The following is a 15088-nucleotide window of genomic DNA, read 5'->3' as shown; positions in this document are numbered from 1 at the left end:
AAAAGGTTAGGGAAAATTAATTGCCAAAATTTCTCCAATTCTACTTGCCAGTTACACTGTGACACAAGTTCTGGCTTTTGTAACTTTTTTATTTGCAGCAAACCAGTGTTTTAGAGGGTTTAAAGTTTTTAAGTTTTGGGTAGGGGTAATTGGTTTTTTTAGCTTCGGATTTATATCTATGGTACCTATATGGGTAGGTACTGGGGAATTTGGTATAGCTATATTCTTTTCTATTTTACTCGGTATATTAGGTGCAATTTTATCTTACAAACTTTATCTCGCAGGGGTTTTCATCCTTTGTGGAACATTGGGTTTTTTATTAGGTGGTTTACTTACTCAGACTATGGTATTAGCTATCCTAATGGCAATTGTTTTCGGAGTAATGAGCGTTATATTTACAAAGCCAGTAATTATAATTTCTACAAGTATAGCTGGAGGTTTACTGGCGGGCAATAGTTTTTTTGTAATGCTGGGTATTAATATGGAAGCTCATTATAGTATTTTTTTGGGAATTACATTCTCTATAGGGGGTTATTTTTATCAAACTTCAAAAACGAAGCCTGTTAGCATATCTGTTAACGACCAAGAAGAGGGTAAGGAGCTTTCACGAGATACCACGCAAAATATGGATGAAAATAATAAAGAAAATAAAACAAATCTAGTAGATGAATGGAAGCCTAAAATAGTATCAGCTACAAATTCTTATTTAAAATCTATTACCAAAGTTTTCAAAGAAGCCTTGATAAAAATAAGGACTAAAGCGCTAAAATACATCAAAGATTGTCCGGTTTGCGAAGCAAGAATCAATGATTTAAACAGCAGCTGTGAATCCTGCGGTCAAAAATTTACTTGGAATGAAATACTTAAGCAGCTCCCTAAAAGTCTTAATAAAAACATCAGCATAAAACATAAACTTATAGGTTCCACCACTATAGTTTCAGTGATAGCTATATTTTTAGTATATCAAGTATTAATTGGCGCTAATAATCCTGAACGTTTTATTGAGGAAACTGAAAAAGCGATATTAAATTCAGATGTACAATGGTTATCAGAAGTAATAAGTCCCGCTGACAGTCGTATGAAGATTGAAGATAGTCATATAAAAGGGTTATTAAAATATTTTGATAAACACCCGTCAGCCTATGGAAGTTTTATTCAATCCCTTTATGATCAAGCTAAATTGTTTGATAATGGCGAAAACAATGGCCATTTTGTAGAAGATAACCTCTTTACATTAAAGAGTAAAAAGGGACTTTTAAAGAGAGATTACGTCTTAGTACCAAAATCAAATTATATTACCTTGGAAACTAACTATGAAGGTGTAGAAATATATTTTGGTGAAGAATTATTAGTAACAAGCGATCAAGAATACTTTACACAAGAGTTTGGTCCGTTCATGCCAGGTGAATATAACATAACAGCAAAATTAGAGGGAGAGTATACTACCCTAGCCACCGAAAGCATAATTCTACTAATGGATCCTTCTGTAGATAAACACCACATGGATCTTTCTCTCTATGGGAAATATACCACTGTATGGGCAGATTATGATAATGTTGATATAATCATTAACGGTGACTCAAGTACAAAGAATATTGGCGACCAAATTGGACCTTTAAAATATGATGGCTCAACAAAAGTTGAAGGTGTTATAGAACTACCATGGGGTAAAGTAGAAAGTGAGGTCTACCCAATTACAAAAAACTATGTTAATCTAGAATTTGAGCCTATTGATGAAAAAATTGAAGAGAGTGCCGTTGAAATGGCAAATGAATTTATATTAAGTTATTATGATGCCTACAACGAAAGTGACAAAAGTTTAGTCGAAAATACCACGCAACAGTTAGCAACCAATATAGAAAATGATATAGAAGATTGGTGGAACCGTTATGATTCAGCTACATTAGAACTAATAGAGGCAACCTATGAGATAGACAGTATAAGCAGTAGTTTCCATAGAAATAAAGCTGACTACTTTTTTTCAGTTAGTGCGCTAGTTGAGTATGTACAAGCAACAGAGGAAGAAGACTGGTTAGGAGACTTAGATAAGCGAGAAAGTGAAATCCTGGAACATTATGAACTAAACTTTAAGTATTGCTACGATAAACAAGATTGGGAGATAACTGGCTATAGCTCCTATGAAGTTATTCATTCAAGAAATATATTTTCCGATAGCAGAACTGTCAAAATTGAGTTTTAGGCATCCATGCCAGCATACTGGATAGGTTATAGTAAATTGCACAACAAGGAAAATCTCGGAATCAGGGCTGCAATGTTGCAAAACATCTATATTTTGTTAGAAATATTTTCTGTTAATTTTGCTTATTATTGTGGATTCACGGCTTTAACCAAGGAAAGTTGAACTGAATTTAACTAAAAAGTGTCGTTATGCCAAGAATATTGGACATGTTACATATTGTACTAGTGGATTCGTAAGAAATTAGCCATTTGCTATTATATAGAAAAAGGAAAGACTTGTCTGAAACAGATGAATTAAATGTATGATCAATTGAAACAACATCTATCACTTATCATCTATCAACTATATTCTGTAGGATAAGGAGTGGTTTATGGTGAAATGGATGTTTATGGATTACCCGTCATGAACTAGTGTGAGGCGAGCCAGGAAGTGGCTCCAGGAGCATGGTGTGGAGTTTGAAGCAAGGCATTTAGTTAAAAATAATCTTACTAAAGATGAATTTGCTGAGCTTTACGAGATATCGCAAGTTAGCTTAAATAAGTTTTTTAACTCTAACGGAAAAGTTTATAAAGAGATGGGGCTTAAAGATAAAATCAAAGATATGAGTGATGAGGAAAAGCTCGAACTTTTGGCTTCAGATGGAATGTTGGTAAAAAGACCTATACTAACTGATAGGAAAGAAGTAGTGATTATAGGTTTTAAAGAGAAGGAATACAAAGAAATAGTGAAATAGCATAAGAGCATAAGAGAACGGTGTTCCCGTATCTCTTATGCTCTTTATTTGTTTTTTGTAATTTTAAAGTTACCGTTATTGCTTAGAACATATTATGGTTAAATGGATAATAATTATGGACAAGTACTGCCAAATACTATGGTTGATGGAAATATATGCTAATGTTACTATATATGCAATAGCTCGTAAAGGAGAGGAATGCTATATGAATATCAACATATTATATGAAGACAATCATTTGCTTTTAGTAGAAAAACCTATAAATATTCCCGTTCAAAGAGATAGTAGTGGGGATTTTGATTTACTTACAGCGTTAAAAGATGATCTTAAAGTACGCTATAAAAAGCCTGGAAATGTTTATTTAGCACTTGTTCATCGCCTAGATCGTCCTGTGGGTGGTGCTATGGCTTTTGCTAAAACTTCAAAAGCTGCTTCAAGACTTTCCGATGCCTTGCGTAGAAAAATGATAAAAAGAAAGTATTTAACGGTAGTTCATGGCGTACCGAAAACTAAAAAAAGACGACTAGAAGACTATATTTGGAAGGATAACGGAAGAAATAAGGTTTTTGTAGTATCTAGTAATCCAAAGGCTAAGAAAGCTATATTAAACTATGAAACCATTTTATCCCAAAAAGGATTTAGCTTGCTTTCTGTACAGCTTCATACAGGGCGTCCTCATCAAGTGCGGGTTCAGTTGTCAAACATGGGCAACCCGATATTCGGCGACCAAAAGTATGGACAACATTTAAGTAAAAGGGGGCAGCAATTAGCGCTCTGGGCTCATGTTCTTTCATTTAAACATCCTGTTAGAAAAAAACCATTAAGTGTGGAATCCATGCCACCTAGTGTGTTTCCTTGGAATTTATTATTGTAGTATTTGGATATAAACTATGTGATGATGAGTCGCACATCTTTGTCATTAGGTAGTTAGGGGGGATTCTTTGTAATTATCTATAAAATGTTGTTATAGAGGAGAAATGATATGTGGACCAGTCTAAAAACGCTGATAAAGGGCTACTTTTAATTGTGTTTATATTGCTCGTGCTAGTCGTCTAATATGTTGGTATTTTTTTATTTAACTTATTTGATAATAGTAAGGATTTTATTTTAATTTTTTATTTCAAATAAAGGATTTTTAGTGTAAGGATAGAATAGTAAAGGTATGGGAGTTGGAATATATTTCCTAGTTTTTATTTAAAGCCTTTGAAAGGGGAGTTACTTATGTTAGAAAATCAAAAAGTTAATTATAATAATGAAGAATTAGTTTATAAAAGGGATATGGTGGAAATAGCTGATAAATTACAACATAAGAATTCTTTTAGCCAAGAAGTTTGTCAAAAAGAACTTAAGGATCTTCAAAGGCGGAATAATTTATTAAAGCATCGTATGAAGAATCTTATTAAAAAAGCTAATAAGATTAAAGATGATATTTGTGATAAAGGTACGCAGAGTAAGGTAGGGGAAAGTTTTTATCAAAGCACTGAAATAAATAGAAGTAATCTACTTAGTACTAAGGAAAAACCTCTAGTAAAAATAAATTATTACAGATTTTATAATAAAATATATAGTTATGAGAATAGGCTAAGATATTTGAAAAAGTTATTGTTGAAAAATGAGCTCAATATAATTTCTTTATCAAACGCAAAGATATTTAATAGCGGAAAACAGAAATTTTTACGTGATGAACAAAGCTTAGAGTATAGTAGTAAAGAAGAAGTTTTAAGTGAGCAACATAGCGCTAGAGAAAGTTGCTACTTACAAACGGTTGTTTTAGACAAATTACAAAAAAGACTGCAGCAACTTCAGCAGCTAAAGAAAAGAAATCAACAGGATTTAACTACAATAAATGCATTATATGAAGGTGACATGGTATCAAAGCAACCTGGTAGTTGGCACTATTCTTCAAAATATAAAGTTACAGACGGAAATGTATATAGCTTTGCAGCTATGCGAAAAATGCTAGAATATAAAAAAAGAAAGAAATACGCCCCTTATTGCTGGACTAAAACTACCAATAAGCTCCCTGCAGGATTTTATTCTAGCAGTAATACAGTAGCTTTAAAACTAGAAAGGGACTTTAATGCTACTGTGTATAAATATAATCCATATCGTTCTAACTTATCCGATAGAAAAAAAGGTTTGTTTAACTTTAAACATATAGGCAAGTTGGCGCAGGTTAATTATTAAATAAATACGGGCGCATAAATAAAGATGGTACGATAAAAGGAAATCCTTAATTATAAGGGTTTCTTTTTTTGGTGTTATAATACTAGTAATTTGCTTAATATACTTTTTTGTATTAAAAACCTTGTAACTGTTTAGGGCTGTCTTTTTGTATTCAAAAATATAAACATATGATATAATAACCATAAACAAAAATTATAATCTTAGATAGAGAGGAGTTGCAAACACATGGTTGTAGAGCAAATGACTCCCCGGGAGAGGATGGATGCTTTCTCAAAAGGGCAGGAAATTGATAGGGTAATATGTGTACCTGATATGGGTGTAACTATGGCACCATTTATTAATGTAAAAGCAAGTGAATATTATCACTCGCCTCAGTTAATGGCTGACTTAGAGATTGCTTTATTTAAAAGGTTAAGGCATGACAGTGTTAGCATTTCTACTAGCTTGCGTGGCATGGCTGAGGCAATGGGAGCGAAGGTTTGTTATCCTGATTATAATATTTCATATCTGCTAGAACCAGCTGTTAAATCCATAGAGCAAGTGGAATATCTTAAAGTTGCTGACCCTTGGAAAGACGGGAAATTGCCGGTTTTGCTTAGAGCGCTGCAGCTGACAAGAGATGCCCTTATTGAAGATGTCGATGTTGGTGCAGCTATGACTGGACCATTTAGTGTTGCGGCATCTGTAGTGGGAACGGAAAATTTACTCCGATGGATGATTAAACACCCTAAAAAAGTTCATACAGTTATGGAGATAATTGCGGAGTCGAATAATAGATATATTGAAGAAGTAGCTAAGCTAGGGTTAGGTGTTGGCTTTGCTGATCCAGTTTCATCAACTAGTGTAATTAGTCCTAAACAATTTAGAGAATTTTCCTTGCCATACCTTAAGCAAAATATAGATAAAATAAAGGAAACCACGAAAAGTTCACCAGCTATACATGTATGTGGTACCAGTAGAGAAATATGGGAAGATATTGTGCAGGCAGGAGTATCTAACTTTAGTATAGACAACGTAGAAGACTTAGCAGAGGCTAAAAAGGTAATGGGAAATAGGGTGATTATTACTGGCAATGTTCCTCCCGTTGATGTTATTCATAAAGGGAATAAAAGTGATATTTTTAACTCAGTTAGGCAATGTATTTTAAAAGGCCATGATTCTCCCAAAGGATATATTTTAAGTACAGGATGTCAAATACCCATGCATACACCTATCGAGAATATAGAACTGTTTATGGAAGCTGGAAAATACTATGGACAATATCCCATCAATGAAAACTTACTTAAATCTAGACAATAAATAAAAGACAAATGGAGTGTAATAATGTTAGATTCAAAACAAAGGTTGATTAAAACATTAAAACTGGAAACTGTTGATAGGGCGCCTTGTATTTGTCCAGGTGGTATGATGAACAATGTTGTAGAGGAAGTAATGGACAAATCTGAAAGTCTTTGGCCCAAAGCCCATCAAGATGCTTTTCTCATGGCAAAGCTTGCTAAAGGTGTGTATAATCAGGAGGCTTTCGAAAACTATGGTGTCCCTTTTTGTATGACTATAGAAGCTGAAGCTATGGGTGCAGAGGTATTTTTAGGCTCTAAATTAAATGAGCCCAGGGTAATAAAATATCCCATTAATAAATCAGAGCAATGGTCTAAATTAAAACAGCTAAATGCTAAAGAGGGCCGAGTTAAGGTTGTTTTAGATGCTATAAAAATTTTACATGAATCTAGTGAAAATGTCCCAATAGTTGGGAATCTAGTAGGCCCCGTAAGTATAGCAACCTCTGTCATAGAGCCAATGGTATTTTATAAAGAACTTAGAAAAGAACCAGGTAGTTGTCATAAATTGCTCAGTTTTATTGTTGAGAACCTGGTTCAATTTGGCAACGAGCAAATAAAAGCTGGTGCAGATGTAATAACCATTTCAGAGCCCAGTGGAACAGGAGAGATTTTAGGGCCTAAGTTTTTTAAAGAGTTTTCATTGCCGTACCTTAATATGTTGACAAATTCTTTAAATGCACCAACTATAGTTCATATATGTGGAAGATTATCAAGTGTTTTTAAAGAACTTGATAATCTGAGCTGTAATTCTATAAGCTTTGATTCTATAACTTCTGTGGAAAAAGTAACTCAAAATGTTAAAGACAAAGCTATAATGGGTAATTTGAGTACATATGCCATTGAATATTCTGAGCCTCGTCATTTGCAATCTTTAGTTAAAAGATGTCTTAAAGATGGTGTGGATATTGTATCACCAGCATGTGGGGTTGGACCCAAAAGCAAATTAGAAAATTTGAAGGCAATTGTTCAAGCAGTAAAGGAAAGTAAATACTAATTTTAATGGAGTGTAGATATGTGTTTTTTAACAGTTAAAGGTGTAAAGTATAGCTTTGATAAAGGTTTGAAGTTAATCGATATTATCCGACAAAATAATATTACATTTGAGACACCTTGTGGTGGGGGGCTAACTTGTGGTAAATGTAAAGTTATTCTTAAAAGTGGTGATGTTAATCCTATAACCAACGAGGAGGAAAAATTTCTTACAGTTGATGAATTATCGGTAGGTACTCGCCTTGCATGTTTTATGGAGCCTAAGGGAGATATATGTATAGATTTTCCTGAGCAACTGGATGATAAAAATAAAATTTTAACAAAAGGCATACTACCTGAGCATGATTTTAAGCCTAATATCAACAAAAAAACCTTTGAGTTTCATCAGCATTGTTTAAAAAATGAACTTTCTTATTTAGAAGCTTTAGAAAATGTTCTAGACGAGAAAGTAGTAGCTAATAAGCATCTTATTCTCCAACAATTACCTTCGATAATTAAGGAAAAAAAAATTACCGCTATTTACTCTAATAATTATATTTTAGGTGTTGAAAAAAAAGATACAACTAGTTCGTGTTATGGAGTAGCTATTGATATTGGCACAACCACTGTTGTAGCATCTTTAGTTAATTTAATTACTGGACAAGAAATAGAAATAGAAAGTGCTCTTAACCCACAGACAGAATATGGGTTAGATGTGCTTTCAAGGATAGATTTTGTCAGAAAAAACAAAGGTGGTCTAGAACTGCTACACAACGGGATTATTAACTGTTTAAACAGGTTAATTATGTCATTGTGTAAAAACAGCAAAATTGATAAAGAAAATATATATGAGATTGCAGTAGCGGCAAACACTACCATGCTCCATATTCTTTTAAATGTAGATCCTACATGTATGGGGAAATCTCCTTATAAAAGTGTTTTTATTAAAGAAAACAAGTTTTTAGCTTCTGAACTAGGCATCAAAATATCAGCTTATGGAATGGTTTATACTCTCCCAGGTGTTTCAAGTTTTGTTGGGTCTGATATTGTAGCTGGTGTTTGTGCAGGTTCACTTTTTGAAAAAGGAAAAAAATCTTTATTTATAGATGTAGGTACAAATGGAGAGATGGTATTATATGGTTCTGGTCAGATGGTTGCTTGTGCTTGCGCTGCTGGACCTGCTTTAGAGGGAATGAATATCAAAAATGGTATGAGAGCTACTAGCGGGGCTGTTGAAAATGTAAAAATAATAGATAGCCAAGTTTTTTTAAAAGTAATAGGTGATATAAAACCTATTGGAATATGCGGCAGCGGAATTATAGACTGTATTTCTGAGTTACTTCAAAATAAAGTTATTGGGCTAACAGGCAGAATAAAGAATCAGGATAACATCGAAAGTTTACCCAAAGGTGTAGCAATTAAAGATGGTAGTACTCGCTCCATCATGTTATCATCTGCGAATGGAGAGATTAGCGTAACACAAAATGATGTAAGGCAGGTTCAATTGGCTAAAGGTGCGATATTATCAGGCATATACACATTGCTTGACTATGTGAAGTTAAGCATATATGAATTAGATGAGGTTATTATAGCAGGTCAATTTGGAGCTCATTTAAATGTAGAAAGTTTGATTGGTGTAGGTATGCTTCCGTCAACCTTTAATGGCAAGGTAAGGTATATAGGAAATTCTTCTGTGACAGGTGCAATTTTGTATTTGCTATCTCGCAATTTTAGAGAAATAATAAGGGACATTACTGGTAGAATAGATTATGTTGAATTATCGACAATGCAGGACTATGAGAAAACTTTTACCAAGGCCCTTACTTTTAAAAAAATCTAAAATATTGATATGGGGTGGTTATCATTGACTTAGCTTGTTTTAAAAGAAAAGAAGAAATACCAAGGAACCTGATAAAGAAACATTCCTCAATGTTTCCACAAGCTTATTTTGAACTAGAACCTATGTCTTTGCTGTCTAAAGAGATTGCTTCGTTAAATAAAAATGTATTTTGTAGTGTCCCCTTTTGTAACACTGTGGAAGCTGAAGCTTTTGGAGCAATTATTAATTATGGGGATGGCAATTTAGAGCCCAGGATTAAAAAATATAGATATAAGCATATTTTTGAACTTAAAGAACTGAAGGATATTAACTTTGAAATGGGGAGAATTAAAGAAGTCTTGGATTGTGTAAAGCTGTTAAAAGTAGATGGGTGGCAAGTATTATTAAAGGTTGTAGGACCTATTACTATATTGTCTAGCATTATAGAGATGAAAACTTTAGTTAAAGGCTTTAAAAACAATGAACCTATCTTATATCAAGCTCTAGAAACTATAGAAAGGAATTTGGATGCTTATATCAGCATAGCAGCAAAGTCCGGGGCGAGAATAATATCTTATGCAGACCCTACAGGAAATATAAATATAGTGGGACCAAATTTTTACAAAAATGTATGTGCTAAGGCCAATTTTAGAGTTTTAAAACGTTTGATTGATAGCAAAAAGGATAGTGTTATTCATGTTTGTAAAGTTCAATCATTGGCCTTAGATGAACTTGGTTTGGTAGAAGTGGAAAAAATAAAAAGTCCTGATGGTTTAAATTATTGTGAGGCGATGATCGACTTAGCTGATAGAAATAATGCAGTGATGTTTGGACAGAAATGTTTAAACGCATATAGTAGTAAGCATGTTGAACATCTGGATAGTATAGTAATTGCAAAATGAAGTTGCAGTCGCCTATTTTGAGAATATAAAGGGAGGGATATCAGTGTTGATTGAGAAAAAAAAATTACTGGCTAATTTATCAAATGCCGTTGTGGAGATGGAAGAAGATTTAGTAAAAGACTTAGCCCAAAAATATATTGATGCTGGATTTGATGCTTATAGCGGAATAAATAGTGGATTAGCTGATGGAATGGAAAAGGCGGGAAAACTTTATGAAGAGGAAGAGTACTACATTCCAGAGCTGCTTTTATGTTCTGATGCTATGTATATGGGGTTAGATGTTTTAAAACCTCACTTGAAATATGATAAAGACTCTACAAAGCAATATAAGGCAGTAGTGGGTGTTGTTGAAGGTGATACCCATGATATAGGAAAGAATCTTTTTAAAATCATGTTAGAAACAGCAGGATTTGATGTGGTGGATTTAGGAAGAGATGTACCGGCAGTGGAGTTTGTGAGGAAAGCGAAGGAAATCAAAGCAGATCTTCTAGGTTTGTCAACTTTGATGACTACAACAATGGAAAACATGAAAGATGTAATTGACTTACTTCAAAAGGAGAATTTACGAGAAGAAATGGTTGTAATGGTAGGAGGAGGACCTATATCTAAATCTTTTGCAGATCGGATAGGTGCTGATGGATATTCTTCTGAAGCTTCAAAAGGGGCCAAGCTAGCACTTGATTTAGTTGGTGAACTAAGGAGAGAAGAGGTCCAATAGTAGAAATCTAAAATAACTACGATACTTATGGTGCCAATTTAATATTTGTTGGCATCTTTTTTTATCCATCTTTAGTTAAAGGTGGCTGGTTATTTAGGACAAGGTGGTGTAGCATATGCTAGTATTTGTCAATATAATAGAGCAGATATATAGCAGAGTTATCTATATTTTCTTGATATACGCCTGGATTGTTTTAAAGGTTCAGAGGATGTTTGTGAAGCTTTGTAGAGAATTTTCATATATGTTAAAGTTATATTGGATTGATTAAAAAACTATTTTACTAGGAGTGATTATTTTGGATTCGTTAAGTAGTGATGATGTCAAACAGCTTGTTAGAGAGGAGGGAGTAAACTTTATTAGGCTTCAGTTTGTCGATGTTTTTGGGAAGCTAAAAAGTGTTTCGATTCCCGCCTATCAGCTAGACCAAGCTCTAGACAATAAGATTATGTTTGACGGTTCATCCATAAAGGGGTTTGTACGAGTTGAAGAGTCTGATATGTACTTGGCCCCCGATCCATCTACTTATAGTGTGTTACCGTGGACAAAAGAAGGGAAAGGAAAGACCGCACGTTTGATATGTGATGTATATAATACCGATGGCACACCTTTTGAAGGTTGTCCAAGAAATGTTTTAAAAAATGTTTTAAAAAAGCTAAAAAATTATGGCTACGAGTATCATGTAGGACCCGAAGTTGAGTTCTTTTTATTTGAAACTGATGAAGATGGCAAGCCCACTACTGATATTCATGATAAAGCAGGATATTTTGATCATGCTCCTACAGATTTAGGAGAAGATGCTAGAAGGGATATTTGCCTTGCTTTAGATGAAATGGGCTTTGAGATAGAAACTTCACATCATGAAGCGGCACCGGGACAACATGAGATTGACTTTAGATATGGGGAAGCTTTGACTTCAGCTGATAGAGTATCAACCTTTAAGCTAGTTGTTAAGACTATAGCAAAACAGCATGGATTGCATGCTACATTTATGCCTAAACCATTAAAAAATGCCCATGGTTCTTGTTTGCACCTTAATCAGTCTTTATATAAAGATGGGAAAAATATTTTTGAATGTAAAGATGATCCTATGGGACTAAGCGAAGATGCTTATTATTTTGTAGGTGGCCTAATTAAGTATGCTAGGGAATATGCTGCAGTAACAAATGCTACTGTAAATTCATATAAAAGATTTGTACCTGGTTATGAGGCACCCACGGAGGTTACCTGGGCAACAGGCAGCAGAAGCCCTCTTATTAGAATCCCTGCCAATAGGGGGCCGGCAACAAGAATTGAGTTAAGAAACCCAGATCCTACTGCTAACCATTACCTTGCTCTGGCTGCTGTACTTTCAGCAGGCTTTGAGGGAATTAAAAATAAGATTACTCCGTCGGATTGTTGTAATGAAAACGGAGATAACTATGGAGATGAAGAAGTTAAAAAATTCCCGTCAAGTTTAAAAGAGGCGCTGGATGAGTTTGAAAGCAGTAAGCTTATGAAGGATTCGCTGGGTAAACATATATTTGATATGTATCTTGAGGCTAAGCGGAAAGAATGGCGATTATATAGCGAGGAAATTCATGATTGGGAGCTTAAGCATTATTTAAAAGCATATTAATAGCACAAAAAAGATAAGGTTTTTGCCTTATCTTTTTTATTTATTTTATCCTAAAAGGTGATTAGGGCAGGGAATGAATTCCCTGCTACGTGGTTGCATTGGGTGTTTTAGTGGGGTTTGATATTTTCTTTAAGGGTATTAGTAGTTGTTAGGCTAATTAGAGGTGCTGTATTTTTATTTTACGGTATATTGGCAGGGAATGAATTCCCTGCTACGTGGTTGCATTGGGTGTTTTAGTGGGGTTTGCTATTTTCTTTAAGGGTATTGGTAGTTGTTAGGCTAATTAGAGGTGCTGTATTTTTATTTTACGGTATATTGGCAGGGAATGAATTCCCTGCTACGTGGTTGCATTGGGTGTTTTAGTGGGGTTTGATATTTTCTTTAAGGGTATTAGTAGTTGTTAGGCTAATAGAGGTGCTGTATTTTTATTTTACGGTATATTGGCAGGGAATGAATTCCCTTACTTGGTTGTGTTTTATTGTAATGATTGGTATGTAATGGTTGGTTTTTTTTGTTGGCTCTTGTATAATAAAAGAAGTAAAATTTTTAATAATAGGGGTGTTGGGTAATGAAATGGTTAAGAAAGTTTATGGCCGGAAGATATGGCGGAGATCAGCTTTCTATTTTTCTGCTGCTGGTTTCTTTGCTTTTGACTTTAGTAGGTCAGATGACAAGGGTTTTCATTTTAGTTTATTTGGGTTATATTCCTATAATTTTAGCTTTTTATAGGGTGTTTTCTAAAAATATAACTAAGAGAAGCTTGGAAAATTATAAATTTGCTATTTTTATGAGTCCTGTTTATTCTTTTTTTAAAACTGTGCAAAAAAGGTTTAAAGATAGAAAGCCCCATAAATATTTTAAGTGTGCTAGGTGTAATGCTAAGTTACGGGTTCCAAAAGGTAAGGGGAAAATTGTGATTACATGTCCTAAATGTAAGGAAAAGTTTACGAAAAAATCGTAGTTTAGGTGTTGAAACATATATAGACAGTTATCTGGTTGGAATAGCGTCGTAGGTGCTGTTTAGGAAAATAAAGTGAGGTTAATTTAAATGAGAAAAATTTTGGGGAAGTTATTATTTATTATTTCTAGTGTTTTTTTGCTATTTTTTAACGCACTAATTTGGTTAACTGACACAGTAGTGAGTTTTGTTAAGGGAATAGCAAAAATAGTAATTGTTTTTTTAACTAGAGGAGGTTGCCTTTTACTGTTAATAGCTTTTGTAGTGGTTATAATTCAACCTACTGTGTTGTTGTTTTTATTATTTTTGACTTTGTTCCCTATTTTAGGGAGTATAATTTTGTACTATTTAAGGTATATAAGATACAGTGTTACGGAATATCTGTTTGATAGGGCGGATTATTTTAGTAATGGGGTATATTATAAATTTGATACTTTTGCTGAATATAGGCAAGATTTTAAAAATAAGGAGCAAGAAAGAAAACGAAGGGAACAACAACGACGATTTGCAGAACATCAAAGAGCTTGGGAAGAAAGGTTTAATCAGTGGTATGGGTATCAAAGAACTTATTCAAATAGCAGTTATGGCGGACAATATAGCACGAACCCTAGTGGTGATTTTAAACAAAGGTATGAAAAAAGTTGCGACGTGTTAGGAGTAGACTATACAGCTGATAAAAGTCAAATTAAAGCAGCTTATAGAAAAAAAGCTAGGCAATATCATCCAGATTTGAACAAGTCGGAAAATGCCGCAGAGATGTTTAAGAAAATTAGTTCTGCTTACGAATTTTTAAATGATGAGAATATTGAAAAATATAAAAGGTACTTTAGTTAAATTGTTCAGCATAGTGTTTGATTGCAGGTTTTAAATGGTTTGGTGGTCCAATTAGGCGGTGCTTGGTAAAAGTTAATATATCTTGATTCAGCAGGGTAATAACTATCACTGTTATAATTTAGCTATTATAAAAAGGTTTAAGCTGGCTTTTGTTTTTAATAATTCATTAGTAATCCCTAGATTTTTGGCCTTAGGTTAAGTATGACACATTAGATTGTTCTGGTTCGGGGCTTTTGAAGTTATCTATAAAAATGATGTTATACTAGGAGTCATATGGGGTTGTTAAAAGTTAGGGGGAAGATATATGCACAATTATCCAGGAGAAGTTATGTTTAGAGCTGTTCCTCTGATTATGACTATTATTTTTTTGATTATGGTTATAATGATAGTTATACGTGTAATTAAAGCAGGGAGGAAATGGGTGGCTGATTCTAGCTCGCCGGTTTTAAGTGAAAAAGCTAGGGTTATTACTAAAAGAACTGACGTCAGTAGTTATGGAAGAGGAGCCCAGTCTCATGGTAGAAGAAATTTTACTACGTATTTTGTTACTTTTGAACTTCCTGACGGTGAAAGAAAGGAGTTCAAAGTAAAAGATAAGGACTACGGCACCTTAGTTGAGGGTGACGAAGGTTACCTTACTTTTCAAGGCAGCAGATATCAAGGGTTTGATAGGTTTTAATGCATTAATAATGCTCACTGTGATAATTCCCAGTGAGCATTATTAATGCTAAAAAGTAAAGGAGTTTTAAAGTTTTTGTCGAATAATATTTATGGTACTTTAGTTTATATAAAGTCTTTAGATGTTAATATTGA

13 protein-coding genes are annotated in these 15088 nt (G+C 33.8%); all 13 read left to right on the top strand.

Annotation, left to right across the window (positions count from 1 at the left end):
- Positions 1 to 58: 58 nt before the first annotated feature.
- Positions 59 to 2200, top strand: coding sequence for a TcaA 3rd/4th domain-containing protein (locus tag PRVXT_RS07775; protein ID WP_350342318.1), 2142 nt, complete (start codon positions 59 to 61; stop codon positions 2198 to 2200).
- A gap of 412 nt (positions 2201 to 2612) precedes the next feature.
- Positions 2613 to 2933, top strand: coding sequence for a Spx/MgsR family RNA polymerase-binding regulatory protein (locus PRVXT_RS07770; protein WP_350342317.1), 321 nt, complete (start codon positions 2613 to 2615; stop codon positions 2931 to 2933).
- A gap of 205 nt (positions 2934 to 3138) precedes the next feature.
- Positions 3139 to 3807 carry an RluA family pseudouridine synthase gene (locus PRVXT_RS07765; protein ID WP_350345134.1) on the top strand — a complete coding sequence of 223 codons (669 nt, stop codon included), beginning with the start codon at positions 3139 to 3141 and terminating at the stop codon, positions 3805 to 3807.
- Between the two features lie 347 nt (positions 3808 to 4154).
- Positions 4155 to 5120 carry a hypothetical protein gene (locus PRVXT_RS07760; RefSeq protein ID WP_350342316.1) on the top strand — a complete coding sequence of 322 codons (966 nt, stop codon included), beginning with the start codon at positions 4155 to 4157 and terminating at the stop codon, positions 5118 to 5120.
- Between the two features lie 225 nt (positions 5121 to 5345).
- The gene (locus PRVXT_RS07755; protein ID WP_350342315.1) at positions 5346 to 6419 is read left to right on the top strand and encodes a uroporphyrinogen decarboxylase family protein; all 1074 of its coding nucleotides are present in this window, start codon (positions 5346 to 5348) and stop codon (positions 6417 to 6419) included.
- Positions 6420 to 6443: 24 nt separating this feature from the next.
- Positions 6444 to 7454 carry an MtaA/CmuA family methyltransferase gene (locus PRVXT_RS07750; protein ID WP_350342314.1) on the top strand — a complete coding sequence of 337 codons (1011 nt, stop codon included), beginning with the start codon at positions 6444 to 6446 and terminating at the stop codon, positions 7452 to 7454.
- A gap of 18 nt (positions 7455 to 7472) precedes the next feature.
- On the top strand, positions 7473 to 9269 hold the full coding sequence (locus PRVXT_RS07745; RefSeq protein WP_350342313.1) for an ASKHA domain-containing protein: 1797 nt from the start codon (positions 7473 to 7475) through the stop codon (positions 9267 to 9269).
- A gap of 14 nt (positions 9270 to 9283) precedes the next feature.
- Complete coding sequence (locus tag PRVXT_RS07740) at positions 9284 to 10150, top strand: uroporphyrinogen decarboxylase family protein (protein WP_350342312.1); 867 nt, start codon at positions 9284 to 9286, stop codon at positions 10148 to 10150.
- Between the two features lie 43 nt (positions 10151 to 10193).
- Positions 10194 to 10868: a corrinoid protein gene (locus tag PRVXT_RS07735; protein WP_350342311.1), complete on the top strand. Its 675-nt coding sequence runs from the start codon at positions 10194 to 10196 to the stop codon at positions 10866 to 10868.
- Between the two features lie 295 nt (positions 10869 to 11163).
- Positions 11164 to 12483, top strand: coding sequence for a type I glutamate--ammonia ligase (glnA, locus tag PRVXT_RS07730; protein WP_350342310.1), 1320 nt, complete (start codon positions 11164 to 11166; stop codon positions 12481 to 12483).
- Between the two features lie 568 nt (positions 12484 to 13051).
- A complete protein-coding gene (locus PRVXT_RS07725; RefSeq protein WP_350342309.1) occupies positions 13052 to 13444 on the top strand; it encodes a hypothetical protein in 393 nt (130 codons plus the stop codon).
- An 87-nt stretch (positions 13445 to 13531) separates the two neighbouring features.
- A complete protein-coding gene (locus tag PRVXT_RS07720; RefSeq protein WP_350342308.1) occupies positions 13532 to 14275 on the top strand; it encodes a DnaJ domain-containing protein in 744 nt (247 codons plus the stop codon).
- Between the two features lie 304 nt (positions 14276 to 14579).
- Positions 14580 to 14954, top strand: coding sequence for a DUF2500 domain-containing protein (locus PRVXT_RS07715; protein ID WP_350342307.1), 375 nt, complete (start codon positions 14580 to 14582; stop codon positions 14952 to 14954).
- Positions 14955 to 15088 lie beyond the last annotated feature (134 nt).

The sequence above is a fragment of the Proteinivorax tanatarense genome (genome assembly GCF_040267685.1).
GTDB classification, from domain to species: Bacteria; Bacillota; Proteinivoracia; order Proteinivoracales; family Proteinivoracaceae; genus Proteinivorax; species Proteinivorax tanatarense.
This window is presented reverse-complemented; position numbering and strand designations above follow the sequence as displayed.

What these genes read in the sequence shown, in the direction of transcription:
- PRVXT_RS07765 (WP_350345134.1), top strand. Translation starts at nt 3,139, where the DNA reads ATGAATATCAACATATTATATGAAGACAATCATTTGCTTTTAGTAGAA.
- PRVXT_RS07760 (WP_350342316.1), top strand. Translation starts at nt 4,155, where the DNA reads ATGTTAGAAAATCAAAAAGTTAATTATAATAATGAAGAATTAGTTTAT.
- PRVXT_RS07755 (WP_350342315.1), top strand. Translation starts at nt 5,346, where the DNA reads ATGGTTGTAGAGCAAATGACTCCCCGGGAGAGGATGGATGCTTTCTCA.
- PRVXT_RS07750 (WP_350342314.1), top strand. Translation starts at nt 6,444, where the DNA reads ATGTTAGATTCAAAACAAAGGTTGATTAAAACATTAAAACTGGAAACT.
- PRVXT_RS07745 (WP_350342313.1), top strand. Translation starts at nt 7,473, where the DNA reads ATGTGTTTTTTAACAGTTAAAGGTGTAAAGTATAGCTTTGATAAAGGT.
- PRVXT_RS07725 (WP_350342309.1), top strand. Translation starts at nt 13,052, where the DNA reads ATGAAATGGTTAAGAAAGTTTATGGCCGGAAGATATGGCGGAGATCAG.
- PRVXT_RS07720 (WP_350342308.1), top strand. Translation starts at nt 13,532, where the DNA reads ATGAGAAAAATTTTGGGGAAGTTATTATTTATTATTTCTAGTGTTTTT.
- PRVXT_RS07715 (WP_350342307.1), top strand. Translation starts at nt 14,580, where the DNA reads ATGCACAATTATCCAGGAGAAGTTATGTTTAGAGCTGTTCCTCTGATT.